A 17,722-nucleotide genomic window follows, 5' to 3' on the forward strand; every position below is an offset into this window, starting at 1 on the left:
TGTACGAGGGACTGCGCCCGGAACAGGCCGGGCGCGGTTGGACGAATAGGCTCGTGAGAACTGCCCTGGGCTCAGTGGTGGCGACCGCCGCTGCGGCGCGGGGGCACGGAGAACAGCGCGGCGACCGGCGTATTCTCGTTACTGGAAGGCTGGCGCTCGTCCCAGACCGAGCTGTCGTGCTGGCGCGGTGCGACATTGCCCTTGGGTTGCTGCTGGCCCTGGGCGCCGCCTTGCCCTTGGTCACGGCGTTTGCTCTGGCCTTGCCCTTGGCGCGGCTTGTTGCCCGGCTGGCCTTGACCTTGTTGGCCTTGGCCACCTTGCCCCTGGCGTGGCTTGCCGCCTTGTTTCTGGCCCTGACCTTGACCTTGACCTTGGCGACGCTGGCCGTCCTGTTGGCGTTGACCATTCTGCTGGCCGTTGTCGTTGCTCTGACGCGGCTCGCCCTGGCGCGCCTGGCCCTGTTGACGTGCCTGGCCGCCGCCTTGGCGTGGCTGCCCACGACCCTGGCGTTGGCCGCCGCTGTTGCGACCATTCTGGATCGGTTCCGGCTTGACGGTGAGATCAGGCTCGAAACTCTCGAGGGTGACGCGGGGCAATTCGCGCTTGATCAGCTTTTCGATGTCGGACAGCAGCTTGAATTCGTCGACGCAGACCAGCGAGATCGCCTCGCCCTCGGCGCCGGCACGACCGGTACGGCCGATGCGGTGCACGTAGTCTTCCGACACATTGGGCAACTCGTAGTTGACCACGTGCGGCAGCTCGTCGATGTCGATGCCGCGTGCGGCGATATCGGTGGCCACCAGTACCTGCAGCGTGCCGGTCTTGAATTCGGAGAGGGCACGGGTGCGCGCGCCCTGGCTCTTGTTGCCGTGGATGGCGAGTGCCGGGATCTCGTCCTTGGCCAGTTGCTCGGCCAGACGGTTGGCACCGTGCTTGGTGCGGGTGAACACCAGCACCTGGAACCAGTTGTGCTGCTTGATCAGGTGGGCCAGGAGCTGACGCTTCTTGTCACGGTCGACCAGGTAGACCTTCTGCGCGATGGAATCGGCCGTCGCATTGCGGCGCGCGACTTCGATCAGCGCCGGGTTGTCCAGCAGGCGGTCGGCCAGCTCCTTGATCTCGTCGGAGAACGTAGCGGAGAACAACAGGTTCTGGCGTTTTTGCGGCAACAGCGCCAGCACCTTCTTGATGTCGTGGATGAAGCCCATGTCCAGCATGCGGTCGGCTTCGTCGAGCACCAGGATCTCGATGGCGGAGAGATCGATCGTGCCTTGCGACACATGATCGAGCAGGCGGCCCGGCGTTGCGACCAGGATATCGATGCGCTTCTTCAGCTTTTCGATCTGCGGATTGATCGATACGCCGCCAAACATCACCATCGATTTGAGCTTCACGTGCTTGCCGTAGTTGCGCACGCTTTCCTCGACCTGGGCTGCGAGCTCGCGCGTCGGGGTGAGGATCAGGGCGCGGATCTTGGGCTCGCCCTCGCGGGGGTGCTCGGAGAGGCGTTGCAGCAAGGGCAGGGTGAAGCCGGCTGTCTTGCCGGTACCGGTTTGGGCACCAGCGAGCAGGTCACCACCACCCAGGATGGCCGGAATGGCTTGAGTCTGGATGGGGGTGGGTTCGGTATAACCGATTTCGGTGACAGCGCGGACCAGCGCCTCGCTTAAGCCGAGAGAAGAAAAGGACATAAATATTCCGTCTGTATCGTCGCATGCTCGATAGCGAGCGCCAGTCTGGCGACGATCAATGTTTGAATTACGGACTGGAGACGTAGGTTTGCGATCTCATGCCCACCCTGGTTGGGGCAGGATCATTGCTTCGGATCGCGTTTGTGAGGGCATTATACGGCACCGGCGCCATTGCGCCAGTGCTGCTTTTATCGCGTGCTGTGGCCGAACGGAAAGATGGCTTCAGATCGCGTCCAGCCAGCCGTGGTAGTGACCCAGTCTTGCCCATAGCGCATCGAGGTCATGACGACGGCTACGTTTTTCCAGATAGCGTTCGCAGTAGCCCATGCCTTCGTCGACGCGTTGCTGGTTTTGTCGCATCGATTCTTCCAGCATTGCCAAGCCGCGCTCCTCACCGGCTTCAAGCAGAATGCGGCCGTAGAGGAAGCGTGCCTTGTCGTGTTCGGGCTGGCGAGTGAGCGTGCGTTCGACGAGCGGCCGCGCCTGGGCGCTGCCGTGGCGGGTATGAGTGAGCTCGGCCAGGCGCCACAGTTGCGTATCTTCCAGCGTATCGGGACTCATGAGGCGCAGCGTCGCCAGTTCGCTGTCTTCCTGTCTCGCGGTGCGGTAGCGCGCCTGCCAGTGCTGGCGATTGAGCGCCAGCCATTCACGGTCGAACTCGGCAACGAGCTTGGGTAAGGTGGAGCCCAGCCATTTTGCGCCAGCGCTTTGCCGCGGCCACGCGGACGGGCGCGCGTCCTGCGCCAGTTGTGCCAGTCGCTGGCGCAGGCCGGGATCGGGGTCGTCGTATTCGGGCTTGCGCGCCAGCGCTTCCTTCAGCCAGCGCCGGCTGCGCCATACTCGCTCGCCCTGGCGGAATCCTTCCGCCAGCCCGGCATACGGGCCACAGGGCGGGTCGGTACGATGATCGGCCTGGCGCCAGAATGCCGGCCAGTAGTGCTCCTCGTAGAAGCGGCCGAACAGCGTGAGCTTGGTCAGCGCGCTGGCGGTGGCCTGACTGCCGATCACTGCTGCGGCGCGCTCGGTGGCGCTGGTTTCCTGTTCACGGGCAAAGGCGAGGGCATAGGCCTGAAAGTGCGGGATGTACCACAGGTAGAAGCGGGCGACGAATTCGCCGAGTACGCCGTTTTCCTCCTGCAGCCGCGCGTAGAGCTGGTTCCACAGGTGGCGTAGTCTGCATACCCAGAGCGCCAGCCTGCCCTGGCGCGCGCAGAAGCGGCCGTGTTCCATGGTGAGCACGGCCGCGAGTTCGCTGGATGAGAGCGACAGCAAGAGTGGCAGCCCGATGATCAGATAGTGGTGGTAGCCGCCAAATGGGCCGAAACGCGCCCGTTCGATCAGCGTGGCGCGATAGCCGTTGTCCACGAGCACGGCGATAGGCGCTGGCGCGCCGGTCTTGCGCCGCAGTTTCTCCAGCGTGCGAAACAGCTCCGGTGCTTCGCCCTCGCGGATCGGGCGACCTTCCGGTGCCGCAGCCTGCTGGCTCAAGCAGCTCAGCACCACGTAGATTCCGCCCAGCATAAAGGCGAGGCCTGCGAGCGCAAGCACGATGCGGCTCTCGGAAGTGCCTATGCTAAATACGGTGAGTCCGACGACGAGCAGCAGCGCCACCGAGGCGTAACCGGCCGCCGCCACCAGTGCGGTTCGTGTGCGATACAGCGTGGGGCGGGCGTGAGCGTCGTTCTCCAGCGTTGCGACGCGTTGCGGGTCGAGCAGCGGCAGTGGGTTCATATGTTTCTTCGCTGGTGCGCTGACTTGTCGGCAGCCATGGGGCGCGGCGCGCGATCTGATCTCGTCAGCTTTGTTTGTAAGGGATGCTATGGCGATGTGCGCGCCGCGCCAAACTCGGCTGACTGGAAGGTGGAATATGCCGAATGTACGGTGGAGAAAATCATGAAGCTGCTCTTCGTACTGCTGCTGATCGTGGCGACGACCGATGCCGTCGCCGAGGTCTACAAATGCCGCGAGGCCGACGGCAAGGTCAGCTATTCCGACCAGCCTTGTTCCGGTTCACGCTTGCAGTTCCAACCGGGCTCGGTATCTGAAGCCACCGGCTATCGGCCAACGCCAACGCCGCAAGGGATGGCGCAGCCCGAGCCGACGGCGACGCCGCTGCCCGAGCCGCCGCCCGCCAGCGCGCAAAAACGGGTCGATCCCGATGCACCCATGACCGAGAATTGCAGCGCCGACAACCCGGATCGCGATCCCGAGTTCTGTCGGCCCGGCAATCTGAACAATGTCTACGGTGAGCCCGACCGCAGGCCGAGGTTGCGCCCGCGTCCACGACCGCACTGATCTGGGCAGTTACTGATTTTCGCCAATGGCGCGGCAGATTGCGGCGACTAGAATGCGAGGGTTTAGCCTGAATGCAAGAGAGCCGCCATGACCGTCACCGTTGTCGACCATCCCCTGGTTCAGCACAAGCTCGCGTTGCTGCGCGAGGCCGATATCAGCACCAACAAGTTCCGCCTGCTGACCGAGGAGCTGGCGCGGTTGCTGGCTTATGAGGCCACGCGCGATCTGGCGCTGGAGAGCAGGACGATAGACGGGTGGTGTGGCCCGGTTGAGGTGCAGAAGATCAAGGGCAGGAAGCTGACCGTGGTGCCCATCCTGCGCGCGGGCCTGGGCATGCTCAACGGCGTGCTCGATCTGGTGCCATCGGCCAAGATCAGCGTGGTGGGCCTTGCGCGCAACGAAGAAACGCTGCAGCCCGAGCCGTATTTCGAGAAATTCGTCGATCGTCTCGACGACAGGCTCGCGCTGATCATCGATCCGATGCTGGCCACTGGCGGCTCGATGGTGGCGACCATAGACATGCTCAAGCGCAAGGGTTGCCTGCATATCAAGGCCGTCGTGATGGTGGCTGCACCCGAGGGCGTGCAGCGTGTGACCGAGACGCATCCCGATGTCCAGCTCTACGCCGCTTCGCTCGATAGTCATCTGAACGAGCATGGCTACATTATTCCCGGGCTGGGCGACGCGGGTGACAAAATCTTCGGCACCAAATGAAGCTCCGGGCTGCGCGTGGTCATGGCGGCGTCGTGTGCTGCTCGGTCCTCATGGACCGCATGTCCATTCCGGAGGACTGCGCTGCTGCTCCTTCCTGACTGCGCTCGCACCGGCCTTGATCGGCGCGCCTGAGCAAATAATAAAGGAATTGAAATGTTCGGAATCCTGAAGCAGGCGATCTCGGGGGCGCAGATCCTGTTCGTCGCTTTCGGCGCGCTGGTGCTGGTGCCGCTGCTCACCGGGCTCAATCCGGCGATGGCGCTGTTGGGGGCGGGGGTGGGCACCTTGGTGTTCCAGTGGTTGACCGGGCGGCAGGTGCCGATCTTTCTTGGCTCGTCGTTTGCCTTCATCGGCCCCATCATCGTCGCCATGCAGGCCTGGGGGCAGGGTGCGACGCAGTTCGGGCTGATTGTGGCCGGGCTGATGTATTTCATCGTGGCTGGGCTGATCAAGTGGCGCGGCATGGGCTTTATCACCAAGCTGTTGCCGCCGGTGGTGATCGGGCCGGTGATCATGGTGATCGGCCTGTCGGTCGCCGTGGCGGCATCGGGCATGGCGATGGGGCAGGGCGGCGGCAAGCAGCTGGTGCCTTATGAAACGTCGTTGTTGCTGGCTGCGATCTCGCTGGCCACCACGATCATCGTGGCGGTATTCGCCGGTGGCATGCTGCGGCTGGTGCCCATCCTGTCCGGTGTGATCGTCGGCTACATTGCCGCTGCGGCGCTGGGCGTGGTCGACGTGAGCGGCGTGATGGCTGCGCCATGGTTTGCTTTCCCACACTGGGTGGCGCCGCAGGTCAACTGGGCCGCCGCGCTCTTTATGCTGCCGGTGGCGATCGCGCCGACCATCGAGCATATCGGCGCGGTGATGGCAGTGGGCAAGGTAACCGGCCAGGACTACACGGTGCAGCCTGGCCTGCACCGCACGCTGTCGGGCGATGGCATCGGGGTCTGTTTCGCCGGCCTCGTCGGCGGCCCACCGATCACCACTTATTCCGAAGTGACCGGCGCGCTGATGATCACCCGCAATTTCAACGCGGTGATCATGAGCTGGGCGGCTGTGCTGGCGGTGACCCTGGCCTTTTTCGGCAAGTTCAATGCCATCCTCACCTCGATTCCGCTGCCGGTGATGGGGGGGATCATGGTGTTGCTGTTCGGCACCATCGCCAGCATCGGTCTCAAGACGCTGATCGATGCCAGGGTGGACCTGATGGCGCCGCGCAACCTGGTGATTGTCTCGGTGGTGCTCACCTGCGGCATCGGCGGGCTGACGCTGAAGCTGGGCGATTTCAGCCTTGCCGGCGTGGGGCTCGTCAGCGTGCTGGCCATCGTGCTCAACCTGATCCTGCCGCCGGCCAGATCGCACGATGGCATTCCGGAAGGGCAGGATATTTAGGCGGAGCCCACGGCAAAAAAAAGGCGACCAGTTGGTCGCCTCATTGGTTTGATGGGCCGCTTGCCTCAGCCCGCCAGCATCAACAGCAGGATCAGCATGCTGAGCACCGCCCAGGCGCCTGCCCCCATCCACATTACGAGGTAGGTGGTGTCGCGCAGCTCTGCTTGATCATGTTCGCCTACCATGGTCGGCAAGCCGTGGTAGACCAGCGCGCACGCAGCGATCAGGCCCAGCACCGCGCAGGCGATATTGAACGGCAGGTTCGGTACGAACAGCGTCAGCGAGGACAGCCACATCGGCACGGCGGCGACGGCGGCCAGGAGGAAGCTGCCGTCGTAATCACCCTCGCTCATATGGCGCGCGGTGAGTTGATGGATGATCCAGCCCATCAGCGTGACGGTGCCCAGTTCCGCGGCAAGAAACACCGCAGCGATCAGCATCCAGCCCGTGAGGGATAGCGTGGGCGCGTACATCACGCCGTTGACGAAGCCGGCGTAGAGAATCATCAAGGCGGGCAGCAGGGAAAGCGGCAGTACCAGCCTGTAGAGCACGGATTGGCGGTCCGGGTGGGCCGCGCGCAGCGTGTCCCAGCCTTGATGGGTCGAGGTGAACAGGTGTCCGTAGTCAACGAGTTTCATGGTCAGCCTCCAGTCGGCTCGGGTGTGCTGTGAGCTTAGACCCGCCCCCGTTGGTGAATTCCTGCGGCATGACAGGCGGACATCCTGCCCCTGCGCCCAAGCGCGTGGGGGTTTCCGCTACAATCGCGGTTTGGCTTTCCATCCATACTCGCACGCATGGCAAAGAACCCTTCCGCTGACCACGCTCCGGTCGTGTCCAATTTCATCCGCAACATCATCGACGGCGATCTCGCGTCGGGCAAACGCGCCAGCGTTGTCACGCGCTTCCCGCCTGAGCCCAATGGCTATCTGCATGTGGGCCACGCCAAGTCGATCTGCCTCAATTTCGGTATCGCGCTCGATTACCAGGGGCGTTGCAACCTGCGCATGGACGATACCAATCCGGAAAAGGAAGAGGACGAATACGCTGCCGCCATCGAGGCCGACGTGCGCTGGCTGGGTTTTGCCTGGGACGGCGAGGTGCGCCATGCGTCCGATTATTTCCAGCAACTCTACGACTACGCCGAAGAGCTGATCAGCGCCGGCAAGGCCTTCGTTTGCGAGCTCAATGCCGAAGAAATGCGCGACTACCGCGGCGACTTCCAGAAACCGGGCAAGAACAGCCCGTATCGCGATCGCACGGTGGCGGAGAACCTCGATCTGTTCCGCCGGATGAAGGCCGGCGAATTCGCCGATGGCAGCAGGACGTTGCGCCTGAAGATCGATATGGCTTCGCCCAACCTCAACCTGCGCGATCCGGTGATCTACCGCATCAAGCGCGCGCACCACATCAAGACCGGCGACACTTGGTGCATCTACCCGATGTACGACTACACCCACTGCATTTCCGATGCGCTGGAAGACATCACCCATAGCCTGTGCACGCTGGAGTTCGAGGATCATCGCCCGCTGTATGACTGGGTGCTCGACAACATCAGCCTCGGCCACCACCCGCAGCAGATCGAATTCTCGCGGCTGGAAACGCTGTACGTTGTCACCTCCAAGCGCAAGTTGAAACAACTGGTTGATGAGCAGCTGGTGTCCGGCTGGGACGACCCGCGCATGCCCACCATCAGCGGCATGCGCCGCCGCGGCTACAGCCCGGAAGGCATCCGCCTGTTTGCAGAGCGCGCCGGCGTTTCCAAGACGCCGAACGTGGTCGACTTCTCGTCGCTGGAAGGCGCGGTGCGCGAGACGCTGGAAGCGGCCAGTCCGCGCGTGATCGCGGTGCTCGATCCGATCAAGGTGACGCTGACCAACTTCGAGCCGGGCGTGACCGGCTCGCGCTCCGCGCCGTTTCATCCGCATCATCCGGAATTCGGCGAGCGTGACGTGCCGATCGCGCCGACGATCTACATCGAGCGCGAAGATTTCGCCGAAGTGCCGCCGCCGGGTTGGCAGCGGCTGACGCCGGGTGGCGAGGTGCGGCTGCGTTACTCCTACGTGATCAAGTGCGACGACGTGGTGAAGGATGCCGAAGGCCGCGTGATCGAACTCAAGTGCTCGATTGATCCGGCCACACTGGGTCAGAACCCGGTCGGCCGCAAGGTCAAGGGCGTGATCCACTGGATCTCGGCCGTGCACGCGATCGAGGCCGAAGTGCGGCTGTATGATCGACTGTTCACTGTGGCGCGCCCGGATGCAGTGCGCGGCGACGATGGCCAGTACGTCGATTTCAAGCAGTTCATCAACGCCGAATCGCTCATGACCATCACCGCCTACGTCGAACCCTGCGTGCGGGATGCCGCCGTCGAATCGCGCTTCCAGTTCGAACGCCTCGGTTACTTCGTCACCGACCGCCATGATCACCAGCCCGGCGCCAAGCCGGTATTCAACCGTACCGTCACGCTCAAGGATTCCTGGGCCAAGGAGCAGGCATGAACCGTTACGCCGTCGTATTGTTTGCCGCGCTGTTGGCGGGTGGGGCATGCGCTGAAGACGTTGCAACCGCCGAAGCCGTGGCCAGCAAGCCGCGACCCGTGATCCATCGTGGTGAAATCGGTCAGACGCCGGTCGAGGTGGCGTTTCGCTACCTGAAGGATCATGTTGCCGACGAGCGTGGCATCGCTTCCTACCAGCAACTGGCGATCCAGCAGCAGGCCAAGGGCGACGATTTCCAGCATGTGAAGCTGGATGTCGAGATGAAGGGTCTGAAGGACGACGCCATGGCCAGCCAGCGCTTCAAGTTCACGCTGTCGTTCGAGGGCAAGGCCTGGGTGGTCGACAGCGTGAGCCAGGATTGGAAGTGCCGGCGCGGTGGCAAGGGCTGGACACAGAAGCCGTGCAAGTAAGCCACATCGGATGGCGATAAGACGCAACGGGCGACGAGATCGCCCGTTGTTCTGAATAGGGGAGACGCATGGACGACGCACAAGGCATCAGCAAGCGTGAGCTGTTCCGAAATTTCTGGCGGATTGCCAAACCGTTCTGGGTATCCGAAGAAAAGTGGCGGGCGTGGGCGCTGCTGGCCGCCGTGGTGGCGCTCAGCCTGGGCATTGTCTACATGAACGTGCAGTTCAATGCTTGGTACAACGTGTTTTACAACACCTTGCAGAACCGTGATACCCAGGGGTTTTGGGGTGCGATCAACAAGTTTACGTGGCTGGCTGCGATCTACATCGTGATAGCCGTTTACGCCAGCTATCTGCAGCAGCTGCTGGAAATTCGTTGGCGGCGCTGGCTCACTGCCGATTTCAACCGGCGCTGGCTGGCCGGACAAAGCTATTACCGGCTGCAACTGACCGATCGCGAAACCGACAACCCGGACCAGCGGATTGCCGAGGACGTCGACCAGTTCGTCGGCCTGTCGCTGGGGCTGTCGCTCGGGCTCCTGCGTTCGGTGGTCACACTGGTTTCCTTTGTCACCATTCTGTGGGCACTATCCGGTCCCTTGCGCTTTACGCTGGCGGGTAACGAGGTGGTGATTCCAGGCTACATGGTGTGGGTGGCAATTGTTTATGCCATCGTCGGCACCGGCTTCACTATCTGGATCGGCAAGCCGCTCGTTGGCCTCAATTTCGAACAGCAGCGGCGCGAGGCCAATTTCCGCTTTGCGCTGATCCGCGTACGCGAGAACGCCGAATCGATCGCCTTCTATCGCGGCGAGCCGCAGGAGGCGGTGACGTTGGGCGGTCGCTTTGCCGCCGTGGTCGACAACTTCCTGCTGCTGATCGGGATGAAAAAACGGCTGGCCTGGTTCACTTCGTTTTGGGGGCAACTGGCCATCATTTTCCCGATGTTGGTGGCCGCACCACGATACTTCGCCAAGGAAATCCAGCTTGGCGGTCTGATGCAGATCGTCAACGCCTTTGGCAAGGTGTACGACGCACTCGAGTTCATCATTTCCAGTTTCAACACGCTGGCTGTGTGGAAGGCGGTGATCGACCGGCTCTCCTTGTTCGAGCGAGGTCTGGCCCGGGCTGCAACCTTGCCGGTGCTGGTGCCCGCGCCGGATGCGACGACGCTGCGCGTCAGCGGGCTGCGTATTGCCAAGCCCGATGAGACGTTGTTGCTGGACGACGTGACCTTGCAGTTGCAACCGGGCGAGCGTTTGCTGGTGCAGGGCCCCTCTGGCGTGGGCAAGAGCACGCTGCTGCGCGCGCTGGCCGGCATCTGGCCCTATGCTCGGGGGGCGCTGGCCTATCCGCAGCAGGTGCTGTTCCTGTCGCAAAAACCTTACTTGCCGCTCGGAACGCTGCGCGATGCGCTGTGCTATCCGGGCGCACCGGTGGCGGATACCGCTCGGTTGGCCGTGCTGCTCGATACCGTGCGGCTGGCCGGGCTGACTGGCCGGCTGGACGAGGCGGACAACTGGTCGCATACGCTGAGCCTGGGCGAGCAGCAGCGGATCGCCATGGCCCGCGCCTTGCTGTTGCGTCCGCAGCTGCTGGTGCTGGACGAGGCGACCTCAGCGCTGGATGAGGCGACCGAGGCCGCACTGTATCAGGCGCTGGTCGAGCAGCTACCGGACAGCATCGTGATCAGCGTCGGACACCGCTCCACGCTGCGTGCCTTCCATAACCGTCAATTCGATTGCCTTGGCGACGGGCGCTGGGCGCTGGCCTGATCCAACTGTGCCGCCGGCCTAGCCGGCGGCTTGGAAATACCATGACTACTCTGCAAAACGATACCTTCCTGCGCGCGCTGCTGCGTGAGCCTACCGACTACACCCCCGTCTGGCTGATGCGCCAGGCCGGGCGCTACCTGCCCGAGTACTGCGCCACGCGCAAACAGGCCGGCTCCTTCCTGCAGCTGTGCAAGAACACCGAGCTTGCCACCGAGGTGACGCTGCAACCGCTGGAGCGCTTCCCGCTCGACGCGGCCATCCTGTTTTCCGACATCCTCACCGTGCCCGACGCGATGGGCCTGGGGCTTTATTTCGCCGAGGGCGAGGGCCCGAGGTTCGAGCGCCCCTTGCACGACGAGGCGGCGATCCAGGCGCTGGCGGTGCCGGACATGGCCGAGTTGCAGTATGTGTTCGATGCGGTGGCCAGCATCCGCCGCGCGCTGAACGGCCGGGTGCCGCTGATCGGCTTCTCCGGCAGCCCGTACACGCTCGCCTGCTACATGATCGAGGGCGGCAGTTCCAGCGATTTTCGCCGGGTGAAGACGCTGATGTACGATCGGCCCGAGCTGTTGCACCGGGTGCTTGAAATCAACGCCATCGCCGTCACCCAGTACCTGAACGCGCAGATTGCCGCGGGCGCGCAGGCGGTGCAGATCTTCGATACCTGGGGTGGTGCGCTGCCCTATGGCAAATACCAGGAATTCTCGCTGGCCTATATGCGCCGCATCGTGGCGGGCCTGACGCGCGAGGCGGATGGCCGGCGCGTGCCGGTGATCGTGTTCACCAAGGGCGGCGGGCTATGGCTGGAGGATATCGCCGACACCGGCTGCGATGCGGTGGGCCTCGACTGGACCGTTGATCTTGCCCAGGCGCGCGCCCGGGTGGGGGATCGGGTGGCGTTGCAGGGCAACTTCGACCCCAACGCGTTGTTTGCCCGGCCTGTCGCGATCGAGGCGGAAGTGGCGCGCCTGTTGGCCAGCTTCGGTCATGGCAGCGGCCACGTGTTCAACCTGGGTCATGGCATCAACCAGTACACGCCGCCGGAGCATGTGGCAGCCCTCGTTGCCGCCGTGCACGCGCAATCGAAGTCTTACCAGCGCTAAAACAGCAGAAAACGCTAAAACGCTGCAAAACAAGCGCTTAGCGGCCGGAGTTAGTGTGTGGCTATCGATGTGTCTTGTAAGTTATGCACAACACCGAATGGCGCTTTTTTGGCTTGTCAAGCGATCAGCGCAAAAAAGCACAGCAATGGTGTGTTTTTTGTAAGTTATTGATTTTTAAAAGATAAAAATCTTGGTTTAAAAAATAGGCAATCTAGCCCCTACCTTGAAAACACAGGGCATGGGGGCACATATCGCCAGATTGCTCACAAACTTATCCACAAGAGTTGTGGGTAGTTGTTGATACGCTGATGTAGCCGCCACCCATGCCTGTTTTTGCACCGATCCGCCCCTGTTTTTCCGGCCCGTATGCGCCTCGCAGGGCAGCGCGATGCTGACCGAGCGCTACGTGACCGTGGCGCTCGATGTGCCGTTGCCGCAGTGCTTCGACTACCTGCTGCTGCAGGGCGAGGTAGCGGTCGGCGAACGGGTGGTCGTGCCCTTCGGCCGGCAGACCCTGTCTGGCGTCGTGCTCGCGGTGCATGGCGAAACGCCACAAGTGGCCAAGCTGCGCGCGGTCGAGTCCATTCCTGGTGATATGCCGGCGCTGCCCAGCGATGTGATCGCGCTCTGCCGCTTCTGCGCCGACTACTATGCCTACCCGATCGGCGCGGTATTCGCTGCCGCAATACCCGGTGCGTTCCGCCAGGCCCAGCCCTGGCCGGGCTTTGAAGCCGCGATGGCCTATGTGGCGCCGGATGTCGAAGCATTGCTGGCCGCGCTGTCGCCCCGTGCCCACAAGCAGCGCGCGCTGGCGCTGCAGCTGGCGCAGCCGCTGGCTGTCGAGGCGATACGTGCGGTGGCAGGCGACGCGATGCGCTGGGTGCGCGACTGGCAGGAAAGCGGCCTTGTCGTCCAGACGCGCCAGAGCGCCGTCGCGTTGCAATGCGCGCCGAGCGCAAGCCCCGCGCTGAATGATGAACAGGCGGCTGCCGTTGCCGCCGTCAACGCGGCGCAGGGCTACAGTCCCATGCTGCTGTATGGCATCACCGGCAGCGGCAAGACCGAGGTCTACCTGCAGGCCATAGCCGCCACCCGTGCTGCTGGACACCAGGCCTTGGTGCTGGTGCCCGAGATCAATCTCACGCCGCAGCTGGAAGCGCGGTTTCGCGCCCGCTTTCCCGGCGAGCATATTGTCAGCCTGCACAGCGGTCTTGCCGACGGTGAGCGCGTACGCGGCTGGCTGGCTGCGGGTGAAGGCCGTGCCGGCATCGTGCTCGGCACACGGCTGGCCGTGTTCACGCCATTGCCGCGGCTGGGGCTGGTGGTGGTGGACGAGGAGCACGACCCGTCCTATCGCCAGGCGGAAGGATTTCGCTATTCGGCACGCGATGCCGCGGTCTACCGCGCGCGCTTGCGCGATGTGCCGGTGCTGCTGGGCTCGGCCACGCCCAGCCTGGAAAGCTGGCGGAACGCGCAGGAAGGGCGCTATCGGCTGCTGACACTGCGCCAGCGCGCGGTCAGTGGCGCCATGCCGCCCAAGATCGAGCTGGTGCCCATCCAGCGCGCCCGCATGGTCGACGGCTTTTCCGAGTACGTGCTGGCGGCAATGCGCAGCACGCTGGCGGCAAGCGGGCAGGTGCTGGTGTTCATCAACCGGCGCGGCTATGCCCCCGTACTGTCCTGCCACGAATGCGGCTGGATCTCGAGCTGCAAGCACTGTTCGGCCAAGCTGGTGCTGCATCTTGCCGAACGACGGCTGCGCTGCCATCACTGCGGCTACGACATCCGCGTGCCGCTGGCCTGCCCGGACTGCGGCAATCACGATCTCAAGCCGCTGGGGCATGGCACACAGCGGGTCGAGGCCGTCCTGGCCGAGCTGTTTCCCGACGCCAACGTGTTGCGCATCGATCGGGACAGCACGCGGCGCCGTGGCGCACTGGGCGAGATGCTGCGCCAGGTACACGCGGGCGAGGCCGATATCCTGGTCGGCACGCAGATGATGGCCAAGGGCCATGATTTCCCCGGCTTGCAGCTGGTGGTGGTGCTGAACGCCGACACGGGGCTCTTCAGCGTCGATTTTCGCGCCGAGGAGCGGCTGTTCGCACAATTGCTGCAGGTGGCCGGCCGGGCCGGGCGCGCTGGCAAGCCTGGACGGGTGCTGATCCAGAGCATGTATGCCGAGCACCCGTTCTACCACGCTCTTGTTGCTGGCGATTACGCCGAATTCGCCGATGCCCAGCTGACCGAGCGCCGCTCGCTCGCCTTGCCGCCGTATGCAGCGTGGGCCGTGTTGCGTGCCGAAGCCAAGCAACTGGCGAGTGCGCTCGATTTTCTGCGTGAGGCGGCCAGCTTGCTGGCGGGCTACCCGGTGCACGTCGCCACGCCCGTGCCGGCGGCCATGGCGCGCAAGGCTGGCTGGGAGCGTGCACATGCGGTGATCAGTGCCGACGCCCGCCCGCCGCTGCAAGCGGCCCTGCGGCTGCTTGCAGCGCATTACGCCGAGGCCGCACCGCGTGGCGTGCGCTGGGCGCTGGATGTCGATCCGCAGGAGTTCTGAGCATTTCTGCCGCAAGCGCGGCGGATGGCCCATGCTAGGCTGATTGTCCCGTCTCGCCCGCTGGATCGTCATGCCCGATACCGCGTTTCTCATCGTCAATGGCAAGGCCGCGGACAACCCGGCGCTGCGCGCCGCGGTCGAGTCCGCACGAGCGCACGGCGCCGATCTGGCCGTGCGTGTGACCTGGGAGGCGGGCGACGCTGCCCGCTACCTGGCCGAGGCCAGCGGGGCCAGCGCCACGACGGTGATCGCGGGCGGCGGCGATGGCACGGCCAACGAGCTCACCACTGCTTTGCTTGAGCTCCCCATCGAGCAGCGGCCGGCACTCGGCATTCTGCCCATGGGCACGGCCAACGATTTCGCCCGCGGTTGCGGCATTCCGCTGGAGATCCCCGCGGCGCTTGATCTGGCGCTTACCGCGCCGCCGCACGCTATCGACGCCGTGCGCGTCAACGATCGCGCCTTTCTCAATATGGCGACCGGCGGTTTTGGCACGCAATTGACGGTGGAAACGCCGGAGGAGCAGAAGGCCCTCCTCGGCGGGCTCGCCTATCTGCTCACCGGGCTGCGCCGCTTTGGCACCATCCAGCCCGACCACGGCCGCATCACCGGCCCCGGCTTTGTCTGGGAGGGGCAGTTCCTAGTGCTGGCGATCGGCAACGGCTGCCAGGCTGGCGGCGGACACCGCCTATGCCCGCAGGCACGGCTGAACAACGGCCTGCTCGACCTGCGCATCCTCGCGGGCGACGAGCTGTTGCCAGCGCTATTGTCCCGCCTGATCGAGGGCGAGGAGGGCGAGAGCGTCATCCAGGCGCGCCTGCCCTGGCTGATGCTGGAAACGCCCAACGAAATTCACCTGAACCTCGATGGCGAACCGCTGGCCGGCACCTGCTTCCGGATAGAGGTCGAAGCCGGGGCGATCCGCTGCTGCTTGCCGCTCGGTTGCCCGCTGCTTGGCACGCTGCCTTCGCACTGAGGATATTCTTACAAGGCATTCAGTTTTTTCGGGGTTGCGTATACTCGCGTGTAGCCAAATTGCTACTTTCTCGGGTAAAGCATGATTAAGAAATTTTTGAAGTTCGCTCTGACAGTTTTTGTTGTTGTCTTATTATTTCTGTTTGTGCCTTTTGGGTATCCCGGGAAGGATGAAGACGCCGTCGTGGCGGCGGCTAATGCGATGTTTGACTCTATGCGCGCAGCAGATGAGTCCGGATATTTGAAGCCTGTATTTAAAAAATACCTCCATGAGTATGCAAATGGAGGTGAGTTTGTTCGGGGGGATCGGGGGTGCTGTAGCACCTTGCGCTATTTGCCGCCAGGGTATTGGAATTTTGCGAATGAACTGCGTGAATTGGATGGATTTCCCTACGTGTCTATTCAAGCATGTCGATCCGTGCTTGTTTATATAAAATTTCCAATGCAGCAGGTGGGGAATGGGGATGATTTTATTATGCGCAATTGTGGTGATGGGTGGGTTCGTGTTGATGATTGATTTTTTTTGTGTGGTCTGAGTAATTTACTGGCCGCTGAACAAATAACAAATCTATTTATCTTTGGGCAAGGAGAGGTGCCTTCGTTGTTGGTGAGTGATAAATAGGTGTCGTGAAATCAGGATGTGTCTATCTTTGTAGGCGTAACTGAGGTTGATTGGTATTTTTTAATTGTTGCAAATTGGCTGAGATGAAAATATCAATGGTAAGACTGTGTTTGTTGTTGGCTGCCATGGCGCTGTCTGGGTGTGGGCCCGAACTACCGCAAACCAATGCTAGCCCTGAGCGGAAACGCTTCCGGCCAGCGGAGTGCAGAAAACACCCGCCGACACCAGGGCAGATTTGGGAGGTTGCATTGAATCAGGTGATAGAGATGTGCGCCGCAAGGAATTTATATCAAATTCCTGCCTATCTATACGGTGGTGCAGGCGTAGGGGATCATATAGTCGTACATTTGCCATGGCCCCCGAGAAACTCACAATGGCCATTGATGAAAAATATGCAAGGGCACGGCGACCCATATCGGAACATGGTCGAAATATTTTTTGGTAGCCCTAATCCGCCTTACATATATAATGACGTTGCTCACAAAAAGCGCTACCTGGAGAAATTTTTCCTTTCTCACTCTCGTTCAGGGATTCGCTTTCGAAAGGATCTTGGATTGATTGAGTATTACTACCCTTTCGAAATACAGCGCGATGATGGCTTCGTGATCCGTGGGGACGATAGCGCCTATACAATTGATGACGCGACGGAGCCTCCAGTGGGGTTTGTTGCTTGGCCGGTCGTTATCTGTAGCTCCGCCCATAAGCCCGACGATCAGTGTGCGGCCGCTTTTTCGATAAGCGCGGAGTTACAGGGATTTTACAGATTTCAGTTTCGTTATCTCAATGATTTTCGCAGATTGCATTTGCATGTGATTGGAAAAATTTCAGAGCTTCAAGAAAGGTAATAAGCCGGCAACTAATCGGCGATATGGTGGCTGTACTTGACCTCTTTCGAGGCTGTTGAGATTGTATTTCTTGAAATTCAGAAGGAGGATCGATGGCGAAATTCGTATGGAAAAAATGGGTGTGGATTTGCACGTGGAGTGTGCTGGCGGTATTGGGTTTGTTTTATTGGATTAATTATTTTAATCCATTGCCGAGTGATGAGGAAATGATCGAAAATTTCCAGGCGAATCGGGCAGACTTTGTCGAAATCGTACGCCGCTACCGGACGTACCCGCGCCAGTTAAACAAGGACTCCTCGTTCTGGTTTAAGGATGGCGATACGTTGGAGCTATATAGGCGAGCAGGAATCGATAGTGTCGATTACGAAGGTTCGACGCCCTGGCTTCCAAATCCATATTCCGTGGAAACTGCAATCAAGAAACAGAAAATTGTTGCGACAATGGTGGGGTTTGAACTGCTTCATAAATATGGAGCTCTTCGTATTCAGGCTGCAACGACGCCGTTGATCGATCATCCCAATCGTACTGATCAAAGACGGCATTACCGTAATACTTTGCGCTTTGGGGTGATATGGAAGCAATATATTTTCTTTCCGGAAGTGCCCCGCATCGAGAGCGGGGTGTTGTTCGGTCCATTAAGTATTGTAGGTAAAGGGTTTTCCGGAGAGCATCAATTTCACGAAAAAGAGGGAGTGGCGACGTCTCAATACAAAGCGCGTGTACTTCCTTCGCTCAATCGAATTCCAGAAAGCTGGAAGGACTTCGAGTGTGTTTATCGACGGATAGAGCCGCAGTGGTTTATCCGTATGTGCAATGGACATTGATGTATTATCTATTTGCGG

At 61.7% G+C, this 17,722-nt stretch carries 15 protein-coding genes; 12 read left to right on the forward strand and 3 right to left on the reverse strand.

Features of this window, described 5'->3' with window-relative positions; genetic code table 11:
- Nucleotides 1-71 precede the first annotated feature (71 nt).
- Both NLI84_RS09670 and NLI84_RS09675 read right to left on the reverse strand, forming a co-directional pair.
- Nucleotides 72-1,691 (reverse strand): DEAD/DEAH box helicase, encoded by a 1,620-nt coding sequence (locus tag NLI84_RS09670; protein WP_255989883.1) that lies wholly within the window; start codon nucleotides 1,689-1,691, stop codon nucleotides 72-74.
- A 222-nt stretch (nucleotides 1,692-1,913) separates the two neighbouring features.
- Nucleotides 1,914-3,422 (reverse strand): M48 family metalloprotease, encoded by a 1,509-nt coding sequence (locus NLI84_RS09675; RefSeq protein ID WP_255989884.1) that lies wholly within the window; start codon nucleotides 3,420-3,422, stop codon nucleotides 1,914-1,916.
- Between the two features lie 162 nt (nucleotides 3,423-3,584).
- Between NLI84_RS09675 and NLI84_RS09680 the strand changes: the two genes are divergently transcribed.
- The 3 genes from NLI84_RS09680 (at nucleotide 3,585) to NLI84_RS09690 (ending at nucleotide 6,095) form a co-directional block, all read left to right on the forward strand.
- On the forward strand, nucleotides 3,585-3,986 hold the full coding sequence (locus NLI84_RS09680) for a DUF4124 domain-containing protein (RefSeq protein ID WP_255989885.1): 402 nt from the start codon (nucleotides 3,585-3,587) through the stop codon (nucleotides 3,984-3,986).
- An 87-nt stretch (nucleotides 3,987-4,073) separates the two neighbouring features.
- Entirely contained in the window at nucleotides 4,074-4,700 is a 627-nt protein-coding gene (gene upp, locus NLI84_RS09685) for a uracil phosphoribosyltransferase (protein WP_255989886.1), read from the forward strand.
- 153 nt (nucleotides 4,701-4,853) lie between these two features.
- Nucleotides 4,854-6,095 (forward strand): uracil-xanthine permease family protein, encoded by a 1,242-nt coding sequence (locus NLI84_RS09690; protein ID WP_255989887.1) that lies wholly within the window; start codon nucleotides 4,854-4,856, stop codon nucleotides 6,093-6,095.
- 65 nt (nucleotides 6,096-6,160) lie between these two features.
- On the opposite strand, the gene NLI84_RS09695 is transcribed toward NLI84_RS09690, so the two are convergent.
- Entirely contained in the window at nucleotides 6,161-6,733 is a 573-nt protein-coding gene (locus NLI84_RS09695) for a Yip1 family protein (protein WP_255989888.1), read from the reverse strand.
- A gap of 156 nt (nucleotides 6,734-6,889) precedes the next feature.
- Here NLI84_RS09695 and NLI84_RS09700 point away from each other — a divergent pair, with 156 nt between their 5' ends.
- The 9 genes from NLI84_RS09700 (at nucleotide 6,890) to NLI84_RS09740 (ending at nucleotide 17,704) form a co-directional block, all read left to right on the forward strand.
- Nucleotides 6,890-8,593, forward strand: coding sequence for a glutamine--tRNA ligase/YqeY domain fusion protein (locus NLI84_RS09700; protein WP_255989889.1), 1,704 nt, complete (start codon nucleotides 6,890-6,892; stop codon nucleotides 8,591-8,593).
- A complete protein-coding gene (locus tag NLI84_RS09705; RefSeq protein ID WP_255989890.1) occupies nucleotides 8,590-9,003 on the forward strand; it encodes a hypothetical protein in 414 nt (137 codons plus the stop codon). Before NLI84_RS09700 ends, NLI84_RS09705 begins: the two co-directional genes overlap by 4 nt.
- Before the next feature lie 68 nt (nucleotides 9,004-9,071).
- Nucleotides 9,072-10,778 carry an ABC transporter ATP-binding protein/permease gene (locus NLI84_RS09710; RefSeq protein WP_255989891.1) on the forward strand — a complete coding sequence of 569 codons (1,707 nt, stop codon included), beginning with the start codon at nucleotides 9,072-9,074 and terminating at the stop codon, nucleotides 10,776-10,778.
- Nucleotides 10,779-10,819: 41 nt separating this feature from the next.
- The gene (hemE, locus tag NLI84_RS09715; RefSeq protein WP_255989892.1) at nucleotides 10,820-11,881 is read left to right on the forward strand and encodes a uroporphyrinogen decarboxylase; all 1,062 of its coding nucleotides are present in this window, start codon (nucleotides 10,820-10,822) and stop codon (nucleotides 11,879-11,881) included.
- Between the two features lie 388 nt (nucleotides 11,882-12,269).
- A complete protein-coding gene (locus tag NLI84_RS09720; protein WP_255989893.1) occupies nucleotides 12,270-14,438 on the forward strand; it encodes a primosomal protein N' in 2,169 nt (722 codons plus the stop codon).
- Nucleotides 14,439-14,508: 70 nt separating this feature from the next.
- On the forward strand, nucleotides 14,509-15,414 hold the full coding sequence (gene yegS, locus NLI84_RS09725; protein ID WP_255989894.1) for a lipid kinase YegS: 906 nt from the start codon (nucleotides 14,509-14,511) through the stop codon (nucleotides 15,412-15,414).
- Between the two features lie 81 nt (nucleotides 15,415-15,495).
- Nucleotides 15,496-15,930, forward strand: coding sequence for a hypothetical protein (locus NLI84_RS09730; RefSeq protein WP_255989895.1), 435 nt, complete (start codon nucleotides 15,496-15,498; stop codon nucleotides 15,928-15,930).
- A 488-nt stretch (nucleotides 15,931-16,418) separates the two neighbouring features.
- A complete protein-coding gene (locus tag NLI84_RS09735; protein ID WP_255989896.1) occupies nucleotides 16,419-16,880 on the forward strand; it encodes a hypothetical protein in 462 nt (153 codons plus the stop codon).
- Nucleotides 16,881-16,972: 92 nt separating this feature from the next.
- Complete coding sequence (locus NLI84_RS09740; protein ID WP_255989897.1) at nucleotides 16,973-17,704, forward strand: hypothetical protein; 732 nt, start codon at nucleotides 16,973-16,975, stop codon at nucleotides 17,702-17,704.
- Nucleotides 17,705-17,722 lie beyond the last annotated feature (18 nt).

Source organism: Chitinolyticbacter albus, from assembly GCF_024437655.1.
Classification (GTDB): Bacteria; Pseudomonadota; Gammaproteobacteria; order Burkholderiales; family Chitinibacteraceae; genus Chitinolyticbacter; species Chitinolyticbacter albus.

Excerpts from the sequence above, each read along its gene's own strand:
- NLI84_RS09680 (WP_255989885.1), top strand. The coding sequence starts at position 3,585 with ATGAAGCTGCTCTTCGTACTGCTGCTGATCGTGGCGACGACCGATGCC.
- NLI84_RS09730 (WP_255989895.1), top strand. The coding sequence starts at position 15,496 with ATGATTAAGAAATTTTTGAAGTTCGCTCTGACAGTTTTTGTTGTTGTC.
- NLI84_RS09735 (WP_255989896.1), top strand. The coding sequence starts at position 16,419 with ATGAAAAATATGCAAGGGCACGGCGACCCATATCGGAACATGGTCGAA.
- NLI84_RS09720 (WP_255989893.1), top strand. The coding sequence starts at position 12,270 with ATGCTGACCGAGCGCTACGTGACCGTGGCGCTCGATGTGCCGTTGCCG.
- NLI84_RS09695 (WP_255989888.1), bottom strand. The coding sequence starts at position 6,733 with ATGAAACTCGTTGACTACGGACACCTGTTCACCTCGACCCATCAAGGC.
- NLI84_RS09740 (WP_255989897.1), top strand. The coding sequence starts at position 16,973 with ATGGCGAAATTCGTATGGAAAAAATGGGTGTGGATTTGCACGTGGAGT.
- hemE (WP_255989892.1), top strand. The coding sequence starts at position 10,820 with ATGACTACTCTGCAAAACGATACCTTCCTGCGCGCGCTGCTGCGTGAG.
- yegS (WP_255989894.1), top strand. The coding sequence starts at position 14,509 with ATGCCCGATACCGCGTTTCTCATCGTCAATGGCAAGGCCGCGGACAAC.
- NLI84_RS09710 (WP_255989891.1), top strand. The coding sequence starts at position 9,072 with ATGGACGACGCACAAGGCATCAGCAAGCGTGAGCTGTTCCGAAATTTC.
- NLI84_RS09675 (WP_255989884.1), bottom strand. The coding sequence starts at position 3,422 with ATGAACCCACTGCCGCTGCTCGACCCGCAACGCGTCGCAACGCTGGAG.
- upp (WP_255989886.1), top strand. The coding sequence starts at position 4,074 with ATGACCGTCACCGTTGTCGACCATCCCCTGGTTCAGCACAAGCTCGCG.
- NLI84_RS09670 (WP_255989883.1), bottom strand. The coding sequence starts at position 1,691 with ATGTCCTTTTCTTCTCTCGGCTTAAGCGAGGCGCTGGTCCGCGCTGTC.
- NLI84_RS09690 (WP_255989887.1), top strand. The coding sequence starts at position 4,854 with ATGTTCGGAATCCTGAAGCAGGCGATCTCGGGGGCGCAGATCCTGTTC.
- NLI84_RS09700 (WP_255989889.1), top strand. The coding sequence starts at position 6,890 with ATGGCAAAGAACCCTTCCGCTGACCACGCTCCGGTCGTGTCCAATTTC.
- NLI84_RS09705 (WP_255989890.1), top strand. The coding sequence starts at position 8,590 with ATGAACCGTTACGCCGTCGTATTGTTTGCCGCGCTGTTGGCGGGTGGG.